The 17,187-nt window shown below is 68.0% G+C and carries 14 protein-coding genes; 2 read left to right on the forward strand and 12 right to left on the reverse strand.

All coding sequences use genetic code 11. The annotated features are described in order from the left end of the window. Window positions 1-9: 9 nt before the first annotated feature. The 11 genes from ACSDHM_RS14740 to ACSDHM_RS14790 all read right to left on the reverse strand — a co-directional run bounded on the left by ACSDHM_RS14740 (window position 10) and on the right by ACSDHM_RS14790 (window position 12,237). Entirely contained in the window at window positions 10-1,725 is a 1,716-nt protein-coding gene (locus tag ACSDHM_RS14740) for a BatD family protein (RefSeq protein ID WP_252745409.1), read from the reverse strand. Next, complete coding sequence (locus ACSDHM_RS14745; RefSeq protein WP_334271244.1) at window positions 1,722-3,545, reverse strand: tetratricopeptide repeat protein; 1,824 nt, start codon at window positions 3,543-3,545, stop codon at window positions 1,722-1,724. Before ACSDHM_RS14745 ends, ACSDHM_RS14740 begins: the two co-directional genes overlap by 4 nt. After that, complete coding sequence (locus ACSDHM_RS14750; protein WP_334271245.1) at window positions 3,542-4,546, reverse strand: vWA domain-containing protein; 1,005 nt, start codon at window positions 4,544-4,546, stop codon at window positions 3,542-3,544. The genes ACSDHM_RS14745 and ACSDHM_RS14750 overlap by 4 nt, the downstream gene beginning before the upstream one ends. Then, complete coding sequence (locus ACSDHM_RS14755) at window positions 4,543-4,992, reverse strand: DUF4381 family protein (RefSeq protein ID WP_072168469.1); 450 nt, start codon at window positions 4,990-4,992, stop codon at window positions 4,543-4,545. Before ACSDHM_RS14755 ends, ACSDHM_RS14750 begins: the two co-directional genes overlap by 4 nt. Continuing rightward, the gene (locus ACSDHM_RS14760; RefSeq protein WP_252745411.1) at window positions 4,989-5,918 is read right to left on the reverse strand and encodes a DUF58 domain-containing protein; all 930 of its coding nucleotides are present in this window, start codon (window positions 5,916-5,918) and stop codon (window positions 4,989-4,991) included. Before ACSDHM_RS14760 ends, ACSDHM_RS14755 begins: the two co-directional genes overlap by 4 nt. An 8-nt stretch (window positions 5,919-5,926) precedes the next feature. After that, complete coding sequence (locus ACSDHM_RS14765; RefSeq protein WP_005418911.1) at window positions 5,927-6,952, reverse strand: AAA family ATPase; 1,026 nt, start codon at window positions 6,950-6,952, stop codon at window positions 5,927-5,929. A 173-nt stretch (window positions 6,953-7,125) separates the two neighbouring features. After that, window positions 7,126-9,096 (reverse strand): type IV pilus secretin PilQ, encoded by a 1,971-nt coding sequence (locus tag ACSDHM_RS14770; RefSeq protein WP_065185316.1) that lies wholly within the window; start codon window positions 9,094-9,096, stop codon window positions 7,126-7,128. A 21-nt stretch (window positions 9,097-9,117) separates the two neighbouring features. After that, window positions 9,118-9,651, reverse strand: coding sequence for a pilus assembly protein PilP (locus ACSDHM_RS14775; RefSeq protein WP_005418914.1), 534 nt, complete (start codon window positions 9,649-9,651; stop codon window positions 9,118-9,120). After that, on the reverse strand, window positions 9,651-10,307 hold the full coding sequence (locus tag ACSDHM_RS14780; RefSeq protein WP_057493352.1) for a type 4a pilus biogenesis protein PilO: 657 nt from the start codon (window positions 10,305-10,307) through the stop codon (window positions 9,651-9,653). The genes ACSDHM_RS14775 and ACSDHM_RS14780 overlap by 1 nt, the downstream gene beginning before the upstream one ends. Next, entirely contained in the window at window positions 10,304-11,179 is an 876-nt protein-coding gene (locus ACSDHM_RS14785) for a PilN domain-containing protein (RefSeq protein ID WP_088497528.1), read from the reverse strand. Before ACSDHM_RS14785 ends, ACSDHM_RS14780 begins: the two co-directional genes overlap by 4 nt. Beyond that, a complete protein-coding gene (locus ACSDHM_RS14790; RefSeq protein ID WP_014038321.1) occupies window positions 11,179-12,237 on the reverse strand; it encodes a pilus assembly protein PilM in 1,059 nt (352 codons plus the stop codon). Before ACSDHM_RS14790 ends, ACSDHM_RS14785 begins: the two co-directional genes overlap by 1 nt. A gap of 219 nt (window positions 12,238-12,456) precedes the next feature. Between ACSDHM_RS14790 and ACSDHM_RS14795 the strand changes: the two genes are divergently transcribed. Further along, window positions 12,457-14,880 (forward strand): penicillin-binding protein 1A, encoded by a 2,424-nt coding sequence (locus ACSDHM_RS14795; protein ID WP_111007624.1) that lies wholly within the window; start codon window positions 12,457-12,459, stop codon window positions 14,878-14,880. 191 nt (window positions 14,881-15,071) lie between these two features. Then, window positions 15,072-15,716 (forward strand): hypothetical protein, encoded by a 645-nt coding sequence (locus ACSDHM_RS14800; protein WP_049411389.1) that lies wholly within the window; start codon window positions 15,072-15,074, stop codon window positions 15,714-15,716. A gap of 712 nt (window positions 15,717-16,428) precedes the next feature. Here ACSDHM_RS14800 and ACSDHM_RS14805 read toward each other — a convergent pair. Continuing rightward, window positions 16,429-17,175 (reverse strand): hypothetical protein, encoded by a 747-nt coding sequence (locus ACSDHM_RS14805; protein WP_439426354.1) that lies wholly within the window; start codon window positions 17,173-17,175, stop codon window positions 16,429-16,431. Window positions 17,176-17,187: the final 12 nt, after the last annotated feature.

Raw genomic sequence — 17,187 nt, forward strand, 5'->3', positions numbered from 1 at the left:
GGCGCCGGTTCAGGTTCGCCGCGTTGGATACAGCGGCGCCAGGCCAGTGTCGGCGGCGCCGGTTGCCGCCGACCAGTGCGGTCCGTCACGGAAGACCTCACGCAGGCGCGCGCGCAACGGGGCCAGTTCGCCCTGCCCGCCCCAGCGCGCCTGCTGCAGGTCCAGCAACACCTGGCGCTGGGCCGGGTCATCCAGCCGGGCGATGACCTGCTCGATGCGTTTCACGCCGGCCATCGCACACAGCCGTGCCTCCACCTGGTCGAAGCCTTCACCATCCAGCGCACGGCGCAGTTCGGCCAGGCCCGCGCGTCCGCTCACTACGGTCGGCACAGAGGGCGTGCCGGCTGCAGGCGCCGCCACACGCGGGCGTCGGCCTCGCTGCCAGCCCCACAACAGGGTCAGCAGCCACAGCAGCGCCAGGCCAATGGCCGCCGCCATCCATGGCCACGGTCGCTCGGACAGGCCGCTGGCGCGTGGATCGGTCGCGGCGATACGCGCATCCTGTCCATCGCTGCCGGGCAGCGCGGCAGCGGTGTCGATCGGTGGCAGCGCTGCCGGCGAGGCAGTGGCGGCGCCGGTACCGGCCGCAACGGCCAGCGTCAGGTCCGGCAGCTTCGCTTCCTGTGCCTTGCCGTTGCGCACATCCCACCAGGGCAGGCGTGGTCCCGGCACCACCAGCGAACCCGGCTGGCGCGGCACGATCGAATAGCGGCGGGTGATCTTCAGGCGCGGCGTGCTGCCGTTGAAGGTCTCTTCGTACTGTGCCGGTTCGGCGAACACCTGCGCGTTGGCGCCGACATCCGGCACCGGCAGGTCGGTGAACTGTGCTCGGGTCGCGCCTTCGGCAACCGCTTCGACCACCACGTTGGCTGCCTCGCCGGTACGGGCACTGGTGGGCGCGCTGGTGTAGCGCAGCTGCAGGCTCTGCAGGGGCAACCACGGCTGCGGCGCCTGTGCCGGCTGTGCCTGCACCTGCAACGTGCGGTCTGCGCCGGTGGCATTCATGCGGCCATCGCCGCCCCCGAAGAAGTCATCGAAGAAACCTCCGGCGCTGCGCCCGCTGAAACGCGCACCGGACAGCCGCAACGCGCCGCTGCGCTCGGGGATCAGCAGGAAACGTCGTTCGACCACGTTGTAGCGGCGCCCGTTGACCTGGCGTACGTCGGTGCGGTCATCGCCCACCCGCTGCAACGACGCGCCCGCCGGGGTGTCCAGCACCAGCTCGCCGGAGGCCAGCTGCGAGGCGAAATACAAGCGCACCACCACGCCCACGCTCTGCTGCACGTACGGCGTATCGTCATCGACAACGGTCTCGATGAAGGCCATCGCATTGCTGTCAGGTCCGGCCACGGCGGCCGCATCGACCTGCAGCGTCAGCGGCGCGGTTCGCGCACTGCCCACCTGCAGGCCCGGTACCACCAGCGCACCGCTGCGCCGGGGGGTCAGCGCCACGCCATACAGGTTGCGCTGCTGCATGCTGCCATTGCTCCATTCCACTTGGCGGCTGCTGGTCTGGCCGCTCAGGTCGAAGTCGGTGCGCAATGGCGTGAAGTCGGGAGCGCCCTGATCGCTCTCGACATTGAGGGTGACCGTATCACCCATCGCGATGCGGTCGCGATCCAGCCAGGCGCGTGGCTGCGCCCAGGCCAGCAGCGGCAGCCACAGCAACAGCGCCGCCAGTACCGGCCGTGACCAGTGCCCGTGCATGTTGATCGCCCGCGTCATCGCCCTTCCCTCTTCCTGCGTTCGTTTTCCAGCTGGAACTTGGCCCGCAGCAACGCGCCCGGATCGTCCGGCACACGCCGCATCCACGCTTCCACCGCCTGTTGCTCCTCGCGCTCGCGCGGCGTGCGGCCCTCAGCCCCCGGTACGGGTTTGCCGTCCTTGCCAGCCTCGCCTTCGCGTGCCTGCTGCATCGCCTGCTGCATGCGCTGGCGCTGCTGCTCATCAGCCTGGGCCTGTGCCTTGGCATCCTCCACCTGTGGTGGCGCCTGCTGGCCATCGCGGCCGCGCTGGCCGGGCTGCGGGCTCGACGGGTTCTTGTCGTCACCCGCCTTGGGCTGCCCCTGCTGGCCCTGGCCGGGATTCTGCTGTCCCTGCTGCGGCTTCTGGCCCTGCGGGTTCTGCTGGCCCGGGGCATCGTTCTGCTGCTTCTGCTGCCCGCTCTGCGGTGGCTTCTGCTGATCCTGGCCTTTGCCACCGGACTGCCTGCGCTTGCGCGCGGCATCGACCACGGCACGGTTGGCGACCGCATCGGCCATGCCGGGATGCAACGCCAGCGCGCGGTCGTAGGCGGCGATCGCTTCGTCGTAGTTGCCTTCGCGTGCCAGCGTGTTGCCCAGGTTGTACCAACCGGCATCGTTGTCGATGCCTTCGAAGCGTTTGCGTGCAGTGGTGAAGTCGCCGTTGCGGTAAGCCTGGACCCCCTCGGCCAGGCGCTGATGCTGCGCCTGGTCGCTACGCTTCCACAGCGTGCCCTGCGCGGGTTGCGAGGCCTGCGTCGCAGGTGCCTGCGCCTGCGCGTCATTCATCCATGGCACGAGGCCGACCGCGAGCACCGCCGCCAGCAGCGCACGACGGCGGAAGGCCAGCAATGCCAGCAGCATCACCGGCGGCAGCAGCCAGAAGCCTTCGTCACGCCACTGCTTGCCTTCGCCCGGCCGCTGCGCCGCCGTGCCTTCGCGCGCGTCGAGTACACCGAGCGCACGCAGATCGCTGTCATCGGCGGAGATGCGTGCATAGCGGCCGCCGCCTGCAGTGGCCACCGCGCGCAGGCTGCCCTCATCCAGCGCAGCCTGGCGGATCTGCCCGCTGCCATCGCGGTAGGCCGCACCGGCAGGCGTGCCCAGGCCCAGCACCGACACCTGCAGGCCCAGGCTGCGTGCCTGCGCTGCCGCCAGTGCAGCTTCACCATCCGCCTGGTCGCTGACCAGCAGGATCTGCCCCTGCAGCGCACCAATCTGCCGCATCAGCCGTGTTGCCCAGTCGATGCCGCGGTCGGCACGCTGGCCATCGCGCGGCATCACGTCCGGCGACAGCGCATCCAGATACAGCGCGACGTTGCTGCCGTCGTCGGTCAGCGGCGCCACGGTGTAGGCATCATCGGCATACACCACCAGGCCCACCTGCCCGCCCTGGCGCGCGCGCAGCAGCTGGCCCACTTTCGCGCGCGCCTGCAGCAGGCGCGACGGTGGCAGATCGGTTGCGCTGATCCGGCTGGACAGGTCCAGTACCACCAGCAGCGGTGCGCTGGCCTGGAACATCGGCTGCGCCTGCTGCCGCCAGCTCGGCCCGGCCATCGCCAGCGATGCCAGTGTCCAGCCCAGCAGCAGCGCCCATGGCAGGCGCACGCGACGCTTCGCACCGGCGGCCAGCAGATGTGGCAACAGATGTGCATCCACGGCCTGCCGCCACGCATCACTGCGTCGCTGCCGGTACAGCGCCAACGCGATGATCAGCGGCAGCGCCAGCAGCGCCCACAACCACTCGGGCCGCAGGAAGTGCAGCGCGTTCCAGTCGGGAAGATTCGAAGCAAACGCGATCATCGGCGACGCTCCGGCCACAGCCAGGCCAATGCGCCCAGCAGCAATGCCAGGCCCAACGGCCACGCATAGCGTTCCTCGCGAGGGCGCAGGCTCGGGCCCTTTGCGGCCACTGGCTCCAGGCGATCGAGCTCGGCGTAGATCCCGGCCAGCTGCGCGGTATCACGCGCGCGGAAGAACTGGCCGCCGGTCATGCTGGCGATCCTCTTCAGAGTGGCCTCATCGACCGGATCCTGGTCGGTGGAAATCGGAATGCCGAACAACCGCATGCTGCCATCGCCGCCAAACGCAACCGTGTGGATGCGCACGCCTTCGGCGCGTGCGACTTCCGCGGCGCGCAGCGGTTCCAGCACACCGGCATTGCTGACACCATCGGTCAGCAGGATCAGCACGCGCTGTCCCTCCGGCTGGGTGCGCAGGCGCTTGACCGCCAGGCCGATGGCATCCCCGATGGCGGTCTCGCGCCCGGCCAGGCCGACCACGCTGTCGCGCAGCTGGTCGCGCACGCTGGCCAGGTCCGCAGTCAGCGGCGTGAGTGTGTAGGCGCGGTCGCCGAAGATCAGCAGGCCGACGCGGTCGCCCGCACGACGATCCAGGAAGTCGGCAAGCACGGCCTTGGCTGCGGTCAGGCGATCGACCGCCTGGTCGCCCAGCACCATGTCGCCCTCGCCCATGCTTCCGGACACGTCCATCGCCAACATCATCTGTCGGCCCTCCTGCGGGGGCGTGATGGCGTCGCCCAGCTGCTGCGGTCGCGCCAGCGCGATGCACAGTGCACACCACCCCAGCCACAGCAGCAGCGTGCGCAGCCACGACACGTCGACGCGGCCACCACCGGACAGCGCTTCCAGCTCGGCGGCAGCGTAGGGGACGCGTAGTGCAGCACCCGGCGCTGCACGGCGCTTCCACCAGCGCATCAGCAGCGGCATCGGGAGGGCCAGCAGGGCCAACGGCCACGCCAGCTGCAGGTCCGGCCATGGCCAGTAACTTGCCAGCAGGTTCATCGGCGGCGCTCCAGCAGCATCGCCAGGTAGCGTTCGCGGGCCCAGCTGCGTATGGCCGCCACGTCGCGGTTGTCGACGCGCGGGCGATAGGCGCCTTCGGCCAACAGGCTGCGGTGGTCATCGGCCAGCGTGCGCTGCGGGTCGAGGCGTTGCCACCAGGCGTCATCGCGCAGCGATTCACTGCCCGGCCGTGCATGGCGTGCGGCACGGCGCAGCAGTCCGGCGATGGCCGCCAGTTCGGCCGCAGCGTCGGGGGCGGTTGCCAGTTCCTGATCGAACAGCTGCAACCAGCGCTCGCGACGGCGGCGACGTCGCCACATCACCACGGCGATCACCAGCAGCACCAGCACGACCACCGCGCCGATCATCAGGTAACCGGGGGCTGGCGGCCACCATGACGGTGCCGGCGGCAGCTGCACATCGCGCAACGGCAGCGCGGCGCTCATGCCGGCACCTCGGTCGGCGACGGCGCCAGCCAGGCGTCGCTGGGCGCATCGGAGGACAGCACCTGCACGTCGACGCGGCGCGCGCCGAGCTGGTGCCGCAGCTCCTGCAGCGGCTCGACAAAATGCGCCTGCCAGTGCGCCTGCACTTCGCTGCGGCGCAGGTCGAGACCGATGCGCTGCTGCGCGGTCTGGAACTGCAACGCCGCCGACGGTGGCCGCAGCTCCAGTGGATCGACCAGCAGCACCAGGCTGAGGTCGTGATGCTGGGCCAGCGCGCTCCAGCGCGCGGGCGGAATGCGGATGGCCTGCTGCGGATCGGCCAGCACCAGCATGCGCGCGCCTGGGCGCAGCACGCGGCCGGCATGATCCAGCGCGCGCTCCAGGCCCAGATCATCGGCCGGCGGCTGTGCGTACCAGCGGGTCAGCGCGTCGAGCACGCGCAGCACTCCGCGTGGCCCACCTGCGGGGGTGATCGGCGCTTCGCGGTCGCTGCCACGCAATGCGCCCACGCGGTCGCCACGGCGCTGCGCCGACCACGCGGCGACAGCACCCGCGCGTGCGGCCTGCACCGATTTGAAGCGCACGCGGGTACCGAAGTACAGCGCCGGCGACGTGTCGGCCACGATCAGGCTGACCCGCTCACGCTCGGCCTGGAACAGTTTGGTATGGGCGCGGCCGGTGCGCGCCGTCACGCGCCAATCGATGTGGCGCGCGTCGTCGCCGGCCACGTATTCGCGCGACTCGGCGTACTCCATGCCGCGGCCGCGCAGCGGGGATGGTGCCTGGCCCGCGTTGCCGGTGCGGCCACGGCGCGGCGGCGGCGGACGCTGTGCCAGCCGACGCAGCGCGACCAGTTCGGCCAGCTGCGGGCGCAGCCCGTCACCTTCGAGCGCAGACGGTGCCTGTTCCAGGGATCGATCGGTCATGCGCAGGCTCAGGGTGCCGGCACCCGGGCCAGCAGCTCCTGCACCAGGCGCTCGCCGTCCCAGCCTTCGGCGGTGGCTTCATAGCTGGGCAGCACGCGATGGCGCAGCACATCAGCGGCCACCGCACGCACGTCATCGGGGGTGACGAAGTCGCGGCCGGCCAGCCAGGCGCGCGCACGGGCACAGCGCTCCAGTGCGATGGATCCGCGCGGGCTTGCCCCCCATGCGATGCGGCGGCCGAGGCCGGCGTCGTAGCGCGATGGATCGCGCGAGGCCAGCACCAGTTCGATCAGGTAGCGCTCCAGTGCCGGTGCCATGTGCAGGTCCAGCACTTCGCGGCGGGCGTCGAACACGTCCTGCATCGGCATCTTGTCCGGCGCCGGCGCGGCCTCACCCAATGCGCCACGGGCACGCTCACGGGCCAGCCGCAGGATCTCCGATTCGGCGGCCTGGTCCGGGTAACCGATGCGCACATGCATCAGGAAGCGGTCCAGCTGCGCTTCCGGCAGCGGGAAGGTACCTTCCTGCTCGATCGGGTTCTGCGTGGCCATCACCAGGAACAGCGGCGGCAGCGCATAGGTATGGCGGCCAACCGTGACCTGGCGCTCGCCCATGGCTTCCAGCAGCGCCGACTGCACCTTGGCCGGCGCACGGTTGATCTCGTCGGCCAGCAGGATCGGGTGGAAGATCGGGCCAGGCACGAACTCGAAGCGGCCCTCCTGGGGGCGCCAGATCTCGGTGCCGGTGAGGTCGGCCGGCAGCAGGTCGGGGGTGAACTGCACGCGGGCAAAGTCTGCTTCCAGGCGCGAGGCCAGTGCACGGATCGCCGTGGTCTTGGCCAGGCCCGGCGCGCCCTCCACCAGCAGGTGGCCGTCGGCCAGCAACGCGATCAGCAGGCGTTCGACCAGGGCCGCCTGGCCGACGATCTCGGTCGACAACGCATCGCGCAGCTGGGTGAATGCCGCATGCAGGCGTGAGGTTGCCGGCGCGGGCGGCGGCGAGACAGTTTCGGGCATCGGCGGTGGCAGGTTCATGGGGGCCTTTGACCGGCGCGGGACGGCACGGGTTCCCGACATCATCGCAGGGTGCCCTGCGATTGGCATCAAGAACGGCTGAACAGCGCATCCACGCAGGGCGTGGATCTACCGGCAGAAACGAGGAAGGGCCGCACAGGGCGGCCCTTCTTCGAAGACTTCGGAGCGATGGCTCAGTTCTGCTTGGCCACGCGCAGCACCTTCGGGGTGACGAACACCAGCAGTTCGGCCTTGTCCTTGTTGCGACCGCGCTTCTTGAACAGGTTGCCCAGGAACGGCACGTCGCCCAGGAACGGCACCTTGCTGATGCTGTTGCGATCGGTGAATTCGTAGACGCCACCGATCACCACGGTCTGCCCGTCCTCGACCAGCACCGCGGTATTGACTTCGCGGCGGTTGATCGACGGCACGGTACCGTAGCCCTCCAGCTGGATCAGCTGGTCGACTTCGTCCTTCTTCACCTGCATGTTGAGGAACACGCGGTTGTCGTTGGTGATGGTCGGAGTGACCTTCAGCTCCAGCACCACTTCCTTGAACTGCACGTTCGGCGTCGCCACGCCGCCAGCGGTACCACCACTGATGGTGACGTAACCGATCTCCTTGCCCTGCTTGATCATCGCTTCGCGCTGGTTGGTGGTGACCACGCGCGGGTTGGAGATCACCTCGCCTCGCGATTCCTGCTGCATGGCCGACAGCTCCACATCCAGCAGATAACCGGCATTGAGGATGGACAGTGCCAGCGAACCCGGGTTGCTGGCGGCGGCCACCGGCAGGTTCCAGTTCAGGCCACGGGTGATCGCCGAGCCGGACTTCACCGGCGGCGGGCCGACCCGGCCACCGGCTTCCCAGTCACGCTCGGCCTTGGCGTTGGCCAGGTCGGTCGTCACCTGCGACTCGCGGGTCTTGGCGTTGGCATCCAGGCTGCCGCTGAAGTACACGTTGTCGCGGCTGCCGCTGACACCGAACTTCGCACCCAGTTCGCGGGCGAAGGTATCGGTGGCGATGACGATGCGGCTTTCGATCAGCACCTGGTCGACCGGGCGGTCGATCACGTTGATCAGCTCGCGCATGCGCGCGATCTTCTTCGGGATGTCGCTGATCATCAGCGTGTTGGTGCGCTCGTCGGCCACGATGCGGCCGCGCGAGGACAGGAAGCCACTGTCTTCCTGCGACGAGCTGCCCGAACCACCGCCGCTGCCACCACCACCACTGCCACCGATGCCCTTGGCCTCGGTCAGCGCTTTGAAGATCTGCGTAGCGCTGTGGTAGTTGATCTGGATGTAGTCGGTCTGCAGGTCTTCGCGGTTCTCGATGGCGATGCGCGCGTCTTCCTTCTCCTGCTCGAACTTGGCCAGTTCGGCCTGCGGCGCCACCCAGATCACGCTGCCGTCGCGACGCTTGTCCAGGCCCTTGGCGCGCAGCACGATGTCCAGCGCCTGGTCCCACGGCACATTGACCAGGCGCAGGGTCACATTGCCCTGCACCGAGTCGGACGCAACCACGTTCAGGTTGGACTCCTCGGCGATCAACTGCAGCACGGTGCGCACCGGCACGTCCTGGAAGTTGAAGGTCACCGGCTTGCCGGTGAAACCGCGCTGGCCGACGGCCTTGGCCGCCTGGGTGACGCTGCCGGCAGTGACCGCGCCGACGGCGGCCGGGGCCTGCCGCGGGCTGATCTCGACCACGTACTCATTGCCGCTCTGGTAGGCCAGCGACTCCACTGCACCGCCGGTGCTCAGCACCAGCTGGGTGCCGGCACCGGACGGCTTGGCGTCGATGCGCTGTACCGGCGTGGCGAAGTCGGTGACGTTCATCGGCTTCTGCAGGTTGGCCGGCAGTCGGGCATTGCCGACGTCGACCACGACGCTGTTGCCCTGCGTGCGCAGGTCAGGGATCGCGCCCTGCCCGTCGAACTGCACGATCAGGCGCCCGGCGCCGTCATCGCCACGCTTGAAATCGATCTTGGCCACCGACAGGCCTGCCGGCGCAGCGGCCGGTGCCACGGTGGCGCCCACCGGCTTTTCCGCCGGTGCGGCAGCCAGCGCCGGAGCGCAGGCCAGCATCAGCGCGACTCCCAGCGCGCTGACACGGTTCAAGGTAGAGCGCCGGATGGGACGCAGCCCCTTGGCTTGGTGAAAGGTCATCGTGCTATCCCCAGTAAACGATCATTGATCTTCAAGCGAGAGCGTTGCCGGCCGTTCCAGCCAGCCACCCGCGCCATCCGGCACCAGTTCGATCAGCTCCACGCGGTCTTCGAAGACCGCCGTGACCCGCCCGTCGCTCTGCCCCAGGTAACCGCCCGGGCGAACCCGGTAGGTGACCTTGTCCGGCCCCATCACCAGCGCCACGGTGCCTGCACCGGTACCGATGGTGCCGACCATGTCCAGCGCATCCAGCGGGAAGCCTTCCAACGGCTCCTTGCGCCGGTTCGGGTCCGGTCGCAATCCGCCGTTCCCCTGCTGCGGATTGGTCCAGGCATCGGTGAACGGATCGCGCATGCCCTGCGCGGAGTATTCAAAGGTCTCGAACTGCTGCATCACCGGCAGCGGCTCCAGCGGTTGCGCCGGTCGCGCGCGCTCGCCTTCCACCCACTTCTCAAGGTTCGGTGCGTCGCCGGGCGTGCTGGTCACGCCACGGCCGCAACCGGCCAGCAGCAGTACAGCCAGCACCATCGCACCACGTACGGTCTGCGCGCGCATCACTTCTTGCCCTCCTTGCCAGCGTCGGCCGCCTGCTGCGCCTGCACTTCGGTCTCGTCCAGGTAACGGTAGGTCTTGACCGTACCGGACAGTTCCAGTGCACCGCTGCGGACGTTGCCGCCGGTCTTTTCCTTGGGCTTGAGGTTGATGTCATGCATGGTCAGGATCACCACCCGCGGCAACGAGGCCACGCCACTGACGAATGCGCCGAACTGGTGGTAACTGCCCACCATGCGCAGCTTGATCGGCTTCTCGGCGTAGAACTCCTTGATCTGCTCCTGCTCCGGCTCAAACAGCTCGTTGGTCAGGCCGCTGGACAGCGCGGTCTGCGAGATGTCGATGATCAGGTCGGGCATTTCGGTCTTGCTCGGCAGCTGCCGCAGCATCTGCTGCAGCACCTGCTCCATCTGCGCCAGCTGCTGCTTCAGCGGCCCCAGGTTCACCGCGCGTTCCTGCTGCTTGGTGAACTCGGCGCGCAGCTCGACTTCCTTCGATTCCAGGCCGGCCAGTTCTTCGCGCTTGCCGCTGATCAGCAGCATCCACGCCACGAACATGATGACCAGCGCCAGCAACGAGCAGAAGACGATCTTGGCCTTCTGCGGCCAGTTGCCGATGTCGTTGAAATCCAGGTTCTTGATGTCGATCTTCTGGCTCATGCGCGGTCCCCCTGCAGCAGCGCATTGAAGGCCTGCGGCGGCTGCGCCAGGCGGCTGCCCTCAGGCTTCGGGGCGGGTGCCGGGGCCGGCGCGGCGGCCGGAGCGGCCGGTTGGTTCGGCTTGGCCGGCGGTGCAGCGGCCGGTGCAGCGGGAGCCGCTGCCGGCTGGCCCGCTGCCGGAGCCGCAGGCGTCGCGGCACCCGGACCTGCGGCCAACGGAGCCACCGGTGCGGGCGCAGCCGTCGCCACCGACCCATCGGCGTTCAGGCCCGGCGTCGCCGAGACCTCTTCGCTCTGTGCCGGCAGTTTCACCTTGACCACGAACACGTAGGGCAGCGCCTTGATGTCGGCCAGCGGACCGACCTTGCCATCCTTGTCCTTCTCCGGGTCACGCGCTTCGATGATCGACAGCTCCGGATTGGTCATCCAGCCGGAGGTCTCCAGGTTGCGCATGTAGGCCGAAACGCGGGCGTTGGACTGGGTGCGGCCTTCCAGCGTCAGCACATCCCCTTCCTGCTTCAGCGCGGTCAGCACCACGCCATCGGGAATGGTGCGTACCAGCGCGTCGAACAGGTGGACCATCTGCGAGCGCTTGGCCTGCAGTTCCTCGATCACCTTCTTGCGGGCCAGCAGGCGTTCCTTCTGCGCGTCGAGGCGATCGATCTCCTTGTTCTGTTCCTTGACCTTCTCGATCTCGGCTTCCAGATAGGCGTTGCGGTCCATCTGGCCGCTCACCTGGCGGTCGTAATAGAACCAGATCATCAGCGACAACAGCAGGCCACCGACAGCGGCCATGCCCAGCATTGCGTAGAACTCGCGCTGGCGTTGCTTGCGCCGCTCGGCGCGCCAGGGCAATAGATTGATGCGTGCCATCAGTCGAAGCTCCTCAGCGCCAGACCGGTCGCGATCATCAGCGCGGGGGCATCCTGGGCCAACGCATGCGCGTTCACCTTCGGCCCCAGGGTCATCTGCGCCAGCGGGTTGGCGACCACGGTCGGCACGCCCAGCTGTTCCTCGACCATCTCCGGCAGGCCACCGAGCACGGCGCAGCCGCCGGCCAGCACGATGTGATCGACGCGGTTGAATTCGCTGCCTGCATAGAAGAACTGCAGCAGGCGGCTGATCTGCTGGACCGTGGCTTCCTTGAACGGCTCCAGCACCTCCATCTCGTAGCTTTCCGGCAGGCCGCCCTGGCGCTTGGCCAGCCCGGCTTCCTCGTAGCTCAGGCCATAGCGGCGCATGATCTCGTCGGTCAGCTGCTTGCCACCGAACACCTGCTCGCGGCTGTAAAGGCTACGACCGCCGCGCAGGACATTGAGGGTGGTCATGGTGGCGCCGATGTCGACCAGCGCAACCACGCCGTCGATGGACACCGGCAGCTCGCTGGCGACCAGGGCGTAGGCGTTCTCGACCGCGAAGGCCTCCACGTCCATCACCTTGGCCTGCAGGCCACCGAGCTCCAGCGCGGACTGGCGCAGCTCGACATTCTCCGAACGCGACGCGGCCAGCAGCACCTGGACCATCTCCGGGTTGTTCGGGATCGACCCGATCACCTCGAAGTCCAGGTTCACTTCCTCGATCGGATACGGAATGTAGTTGACCGCTTCCAGCTCGATCTGGGCTTCCATGTCGTTTTCGTCGAGATCGGCCGGCATCGGGATCACCTTGGTGATCACCGCCGACCCCGCGACGGCGGCAGCGGCCAACTTGGCCTTGCTGCCTGAACGGTTCATCGCCCGGCGGATGGCCTCACCGACGGCCTCCACTTCGACGATGTTCTTCTCCACCACCGCATTCGGCGGAAGAGGTTCCACAGCGTAATGTTCCACGCGGAAACGATTGCCGCTGCGGGACAGCTGCAAAAGCTTTACCGCAGTCGAACTGATGTCGACGCCTACAAGCGGCGACTGACTTTTTGGGATGAGCCCCACGGTTTCTCCCCTGCCGACGGGCACTTGGACGCAAGACCTGCGTCCGAGCATTAATAACGTATTCTTAGCAAATGGCAACGGCCCTGCTGTGAAATCCCTCACGGATTCACCATGCAGCCCCTGACTGTTCCCCTTGCGCTCCCCGGTGCCGACCCCAGCCGCCACCTTGCGTAATCTATACTCTGCGACCACGAAATTCGCAATCGGAATCTGAACCCGATGACTCGACTCCGCCGCTGGCTGCGCTGGATCTTCCTGATTGTCCTGGTCCTGGCGCTGATCGGCGCGGCCGCCGTGGGCGGTCTGTACTATGCCGTTTCCTCCAAGCTTCCCGACGTGCAGACCCTGCGCGACGTGGAAATGCAGGAGCCGATGTACGTCTACGCTGCCGACGGCAAGCTGATGGCGGTGTTCGGCGAGACCCGGCGCACCCCGGTCACCATGAAGGACGTGCCCGAGCGGCTGAAGCAGGCCTTCCTGGCCACCGAGGACGCCCGCTTCTACGAACATGGCGGCGTGGACTACATGGGCATCGGCCGTGCGGTCTGGCTGCTGGCCACCACCAACGACAAGCGCGTGCCGGGTGGCTCCACCATCACCCAGCAGGTCGCCCGCCAGTTCTTCCTCAGCTCCGAGTACAGCTACACCCGCAAGCTGGCCGAGATCCTGCTGGCGCGCAAGATCGAGTCCGAGCTGAGCAAGGACGAGATCTTCGAGCTGTACCTGAACAAGAGTTTCTTCGGCAACCGCGCCTACGGCGTGGCCGCCGCCGCCGAGTTCTACTACGGCAAGAAGCTGAACGAGCTGGACCTGGACGAGATGGCCTCGCTGGCCGGTATCCCCAAGTTCCCGTCGTCGGGCAACCCGATCTCCAACCCGGAACGTGCCCGCCAGCGCCGCGACAATTACGTGCTGCAGCGCATGGCCGACCTGAAGTTCGTCAGCCAGGCCGAAGCCGACGCGGCCAAGGCCGTGCCGATGCACGCCACCGCGCATGAGCCGCCGGTGCAGGTCGATGCACCCTACGTGGCCGAGCTGGTGCGCCAGGAAATGATCGCCCGCTTCGGCGGCGACGTGGTCAACAAGGGCTACCACGTCACCACCACGATCGACTCCACCCTGCAGACCGCCGCCAACCTGGCCGTCCGTGATGGCCTGCTGCTGTACGACCACCGCCACGGCTGGCACGGCGTGGAGAAGCAGGTGCAGCTGGGCGCCGGCGACGATACCGCCGCGCTGGCCGAGCACCTGCGCGGCATGTACGGCCAGGCCGGCCTGCTGCCGGCAATCGTCGCCAGCACCGCTGCCGATGGCAGCGCCACGGTGGTGCTGGCCAACCGCACCGAGATCGTGCTGCCGGCCGGTGCCGCCAAGTGGACCAACAAGACCCCGGGCAAGCTGGTGCAGCGCGGCGACATCGTGCGCGTACGCGCCGGTGCCAAGGAAGGGGAGTGGCTGCTGGACCAGATCCCGCGCGGCCAGTCCGCACTGGTCTCGCTGGATGCCCACAGCGGCGCGCTGAAGGCGCTGGTGGGTGGCTTCAGCTTCTCCGGCAACAAGTTCAACCGCGCCACCCAGGCCCGCCGCCAGCCGGGTTCGAGCTTCAAGCCGTTCGTCTACGCGGCCGCTTTCGACAAGGGCTACAACCCAGCCTCGATCGTGCTCGACGCCCCGGTCGTGTTCCGCGATCGCCGCGGCAAGACCTGGGCCCCGCAGAACGACGGCGGCGGCTTCCGCGGCCCGATGCGCCTGCGTGAAGCGCTGGTGCAGTCGCGCAACCTGGTCTCGGTGCGCCTGCTCGATGGCATGGGCGTGGACTATGCGCGCAAGTACATCAGCGAATTTGGCTTCGCCGAATCGGAGCTTCCGCCGAACCTGTCGATGTCGCTGGGTACTGCCTCGCTGACCCCGCTGTCGGTGGCGCGTGGCTACGCGGTGTTCGCCAATGGCGGTTCGCGCGTGGATACCTGGCTGATCGACCAGGTCAATGACCGCGACGGCAACCTGGTGTTCAAGGAAAACCCGGCGCTGGCCTGCCGCGACTGCGCCGGCAGCAGCGATCAGCCGGTCAACCAGGTGGTGGATGGCTTCAACTTCGGCGCCCCGGCCCCGAAGGTGGACCCGGCCGCTGCGGCCAAGGCCGAAGCCAAGACCGAGACCCCGGCCGCGCCGGCCAACCCGGATGCCCGCACCGCCCCGCGCGCGATCGACGCCCGCACCGCCTACCAGTTGGTGTCGATGATGCGCGACGTGGTCCAGCGCGGTACCGGTGTGCAGGCCAAGGTGCTCGGCCGCGAGGACGTGGGCGGCAAGACCGGCTCCACCAACGACCATCGTGACGCCTGGTTCTCCGGCTTCGGCGGCCCGTACGTGACCACCGTGTGGGTGGGCCGCGACGACTTCCGCTCGCTGGGTTACCGCGAGTACGGTGGCAAGGCGGCGCTGCCGATCTGGATCGACTACATGCGCACCGCGCTGAAGGACACCCCGATCGCGCAGAACGAGCCGCCCAGCGGCATGGTCCAGGCCACGCTCAACGGCGCGACCGAGTGGGTGAAGGTGGAAGACATGGATCGCCTGACCGACTACGACCTGAACCTCAATACGCCACAGGCCGACGCCGCCGCGTTCGATATCTTCTGAGGAAGGGTGCAGTGGGTGCCAACCGTGGGGTTGGCACCGATGCGGCTGTGGGGCCGAGCCCATGCTCGGCTCAGGGCCCCCGCGTAGAGCAGCCGAGCGTGGGCTCGGCTCTACATCCCCTCCGTGAAATACCTACGCGGATGTCACATCCGTGCGCTAGTCTGTAGCCAGGTCGCAACAGGAGTCATCGCATGCATCGCGCCCGTCAGCATGCTGCCAGCCAGACCCGCGAGCGGCGCCACCGCCTCGCCCACGAAGCCGCCCGCCTGATGGCCGAAGGCGGCATCCGCGACTATCACCAGGCCAAGTTGAAGGCCGCCAGCCGGCTCGGCATCCACGACGATGCCTCCCTGCCCCGCAACACCGAGATCGAAGACGCCTTGCGCGAATACCAGCGGCTGTTCGCCGGGCCCCAGCACGGCAATGAACTGCAGCGCCGCCGCGAGGCCGCGATGCGCGCGCTGGAGTTCCTGCACGGCTTCGCCCCACGGCTGGCCGGCCCGGTGCTGGAAGGCACCGCCGATGCCAACAGCCCGGTGCAGCTGCACCTGCACAGCGACGACCCGGAAGCCGTGCATCGCTTCCTGGACGAGCACGGCATTCCCGCTGAATCGCGGACGCGCCGCCTGCGCATGGACCGCGAGCGCAGCCTGGACGTGCCGGTGTGGGTGTTCAGTGCCGAGGAGCTGACCTTTGACCTGGCCGTGCTGCCATACGATGCGCTGCGCCAGGCGCCGCTGTCGCCGGTGGATGAGAAACCGATGCGGCGCGCGTCTGTCGCACAGCTGCGGCAGCTGCTGGCCGAAGCGGAGATCACCGCGTATATCGGCGGGTGACGGTTGCGCCGGCCTTGGATGGTTCCGGCCTTGGATGGTTCCGGCCTTGGTAGGTGCGGACCGTTGGTCCGCACTGTGCATCAGGCGTGCGGACACCTGGCCCAAGAGCAGCCGAGCATGGCTCGGCTCTACAGAAGACGCGCTACCTGCTTCCTTCTTCTGGTGGGTGCGGACCGTTGGTCCGCACGGTGCATCAGGCATCCGGACACCTGGCCCAAGAGCAGCCGAGCATGGCTCGGCTCTACAGAAAGCGCGCTACCTGCTTCATTCTTCTGGTGGGTGCGGACCGTTGGTCCGCACGGTGCATCAGGCGTGCGGACACCTGGCCTAAGAGCAGCCGAGCATGGCTCGGCTCTACAGAAAGCGCGCTACCTGCTTCCTTCTTCTGGTGGGTGCGGACCGTTGGTCCGCACGGTGCATCAGGCATCCGGACACCTGGCCCAAGAGCAGCCGAGCATGGCTCGGCTATACAGAAGACGCGTTGCCTGCTTCCTTCTTCTGGCAGGTGCGGACCGTTGGTCCGCACGATGCATCAGGCATCCGGACACCTGGCCCAAGAGCAGCCGAGCATGGCTCGGCTCTACAGAAAGCGCGCTACCTGCTTCCTTCTTCTTGTGGGTGCGGACCGTTGGTCCGCACGGTGCATCAGGCATCCGGACACCTGACCGAAGAGCAGCCGAGCATGGCTCGGCTCTACAGGAGGTGCGTTGCCCTACCAGACATCATGGTGCTGCTCCTCCGTCTCATCGCCAAGCAGGCGCATCAGCCAAGGAGCTCCCACCCGCTGCGGGTACGCCATCATCATCCGCGCGTGCATGTTCTGCAGATCGCCCAGCAACCAGGTCTGGTTGTAGACATCGCCGAACGGGTCCGACCACGCCGTCTGGATCCGCGCGCGCTCACCGCCGTTGAGGTTGGGCATCCTGTCCAGCGGCACCTCCAGCACCGGCTCCAGCGCCCGGTTGATGGCCGCGTTCTCCGCCTCCGCCGCACGCATGAGCTCCAGCCGATGGCTCACCTGCCAGCACGGGAAAGGGAAGCAGCTTCCCGTGGCATCGATGTACGCCGCGATGTCGGCCAGCATGTGGGCCTTCAGCTGCCACACCATCGCACTTTCCAGCAGCTGCCGCACCCGCAGTGTGCGCAGCGTGCCGGCACGGACATCCTCCGGGGTGGTGAACGGCTCGCCCGGCGTGGGGCCGCCATGCCGCACCAGCACGATGCGGTGGATCGCCTCCTGGGTGATGTTCTCCACGCGCAGCGCGGCGGCCTCCGGATGCACGCGCGGCGGCGGCACACTCGATACCCGCCAGGTGTACCAGGCCGCCAAGCCCATGCCCGCCACGCACAGCAGGGCGAACAGCAGCCAGCGGTCCAGATTGCGGGTGTAGTAGTAATACCGCGCCCGCCAAAGGTAGAACGTGCGGTAGCTGATGAACCGGCTTACCCATCGATACATTGCCATCTCCTC

It is taken from the genome of Stenotrophomonas sp. T8 (assembly GCF_051853085.1).
Taxonomy (GTDB): domain Bacteria; phylum Pseudomonadota; class Gammaproteobacteria; order Xanthomonadales; family Xanthomonadaceae; genus Stenotrophomonas; species Stenotrophomonas sepilia.

Coding starts and splice junctions, on each gene's coding strand:
- ACSDHM_RS14740 (WP_252745409.1), bottom strand. CDS start 1,725: ATGACGCGGGCGATCAACATGCACGGGCACTGGTCACGGCCGGTACTG.
- ACSDHM_RS14745 (WP_334271244.1), bottom strand. CDS start 3,545: ATGATCGCGTTTGCTTCGAATCTTCCCGACTGGAACGCGCTGCACTTC.
- ACSDHM_RS14750 (WP_334271245.1), bottom strand. CDS start 4,546: ATGAACCTGCTGGCAAGTTACTGGCCATGGCCGGACCTGCAGCTGGCG.
- ACSDHM_RS14755 (WP_072168469.1), bottom strand. CDS start 4,992: ATGAGCGCCGCGCTGCCGTTGCGCGATGTGCAGCTGCCGCCGGCACCG.
- ACSDHM_RS14760 (WP_252745411.1), bottom strand. CDS start 5,918: ATGACCGATCGATCCCTGGAACAGGCACCGTCTGCGCTCGAAGGTGAC.
- ACSDHM_RS14765 (WP_005418911.1), bottom strand. CDS start 6,952: ATGAACCTGCCACCGCCGATGCCCGAAACTGTCTCGCCGCCGCCCGCG.
- ACSDHM_RS14770 (WP_065185316.1), bottom strand. CDS start 9,096: ATGACCTTTCACCAAGCCAAGGGGCTGCGTCCCATCCGGCGCTCTACC.
- ACSDHM_RS14775 (WP_005418914.1), bottom strand. CDS start 9,651: ATGCGCGCGCAGACCGTACGTGGTGCGATGGTGCTGGCTGTACTGCTG.
- ACSDHM_RS14780 (WP_057493352.1), bottom strand. CDS start 10,307: ATGAGCCAGAAGATCGACATCAAGAACCTGGATTTCAACGACATCGGC.
- ACSDHM_RS14785 (WP_088497528.1), bottom strand. CDS start 11,179: ATGGCACGCATCAATCTATTGCCCTGGCGCGCCGAGCGGCGCAAGCAA.
- ACSDHM_RS14795 (WP_111007624.1), top strand. CDS start 12,457: ATGACTCGACTCCGCCGCTGGCTGCGCTGGATCTTCCTGATTGTCCTG.
- ACSDHM_RS14800 (WP_049411389.1), top strand. CDS start 15,072: ATGCATCGCGCCCGTCAGCATGCTGCCAGCCAGACCCGCGAGCGGCGC.
- ACSDHM_RS14805 (WP_439426354.1), bottom strand. CDS start 17,175: ATGTATCGATGGGTAAGCCGGTTCATCAGCTACCGCACGTTCTACCTT.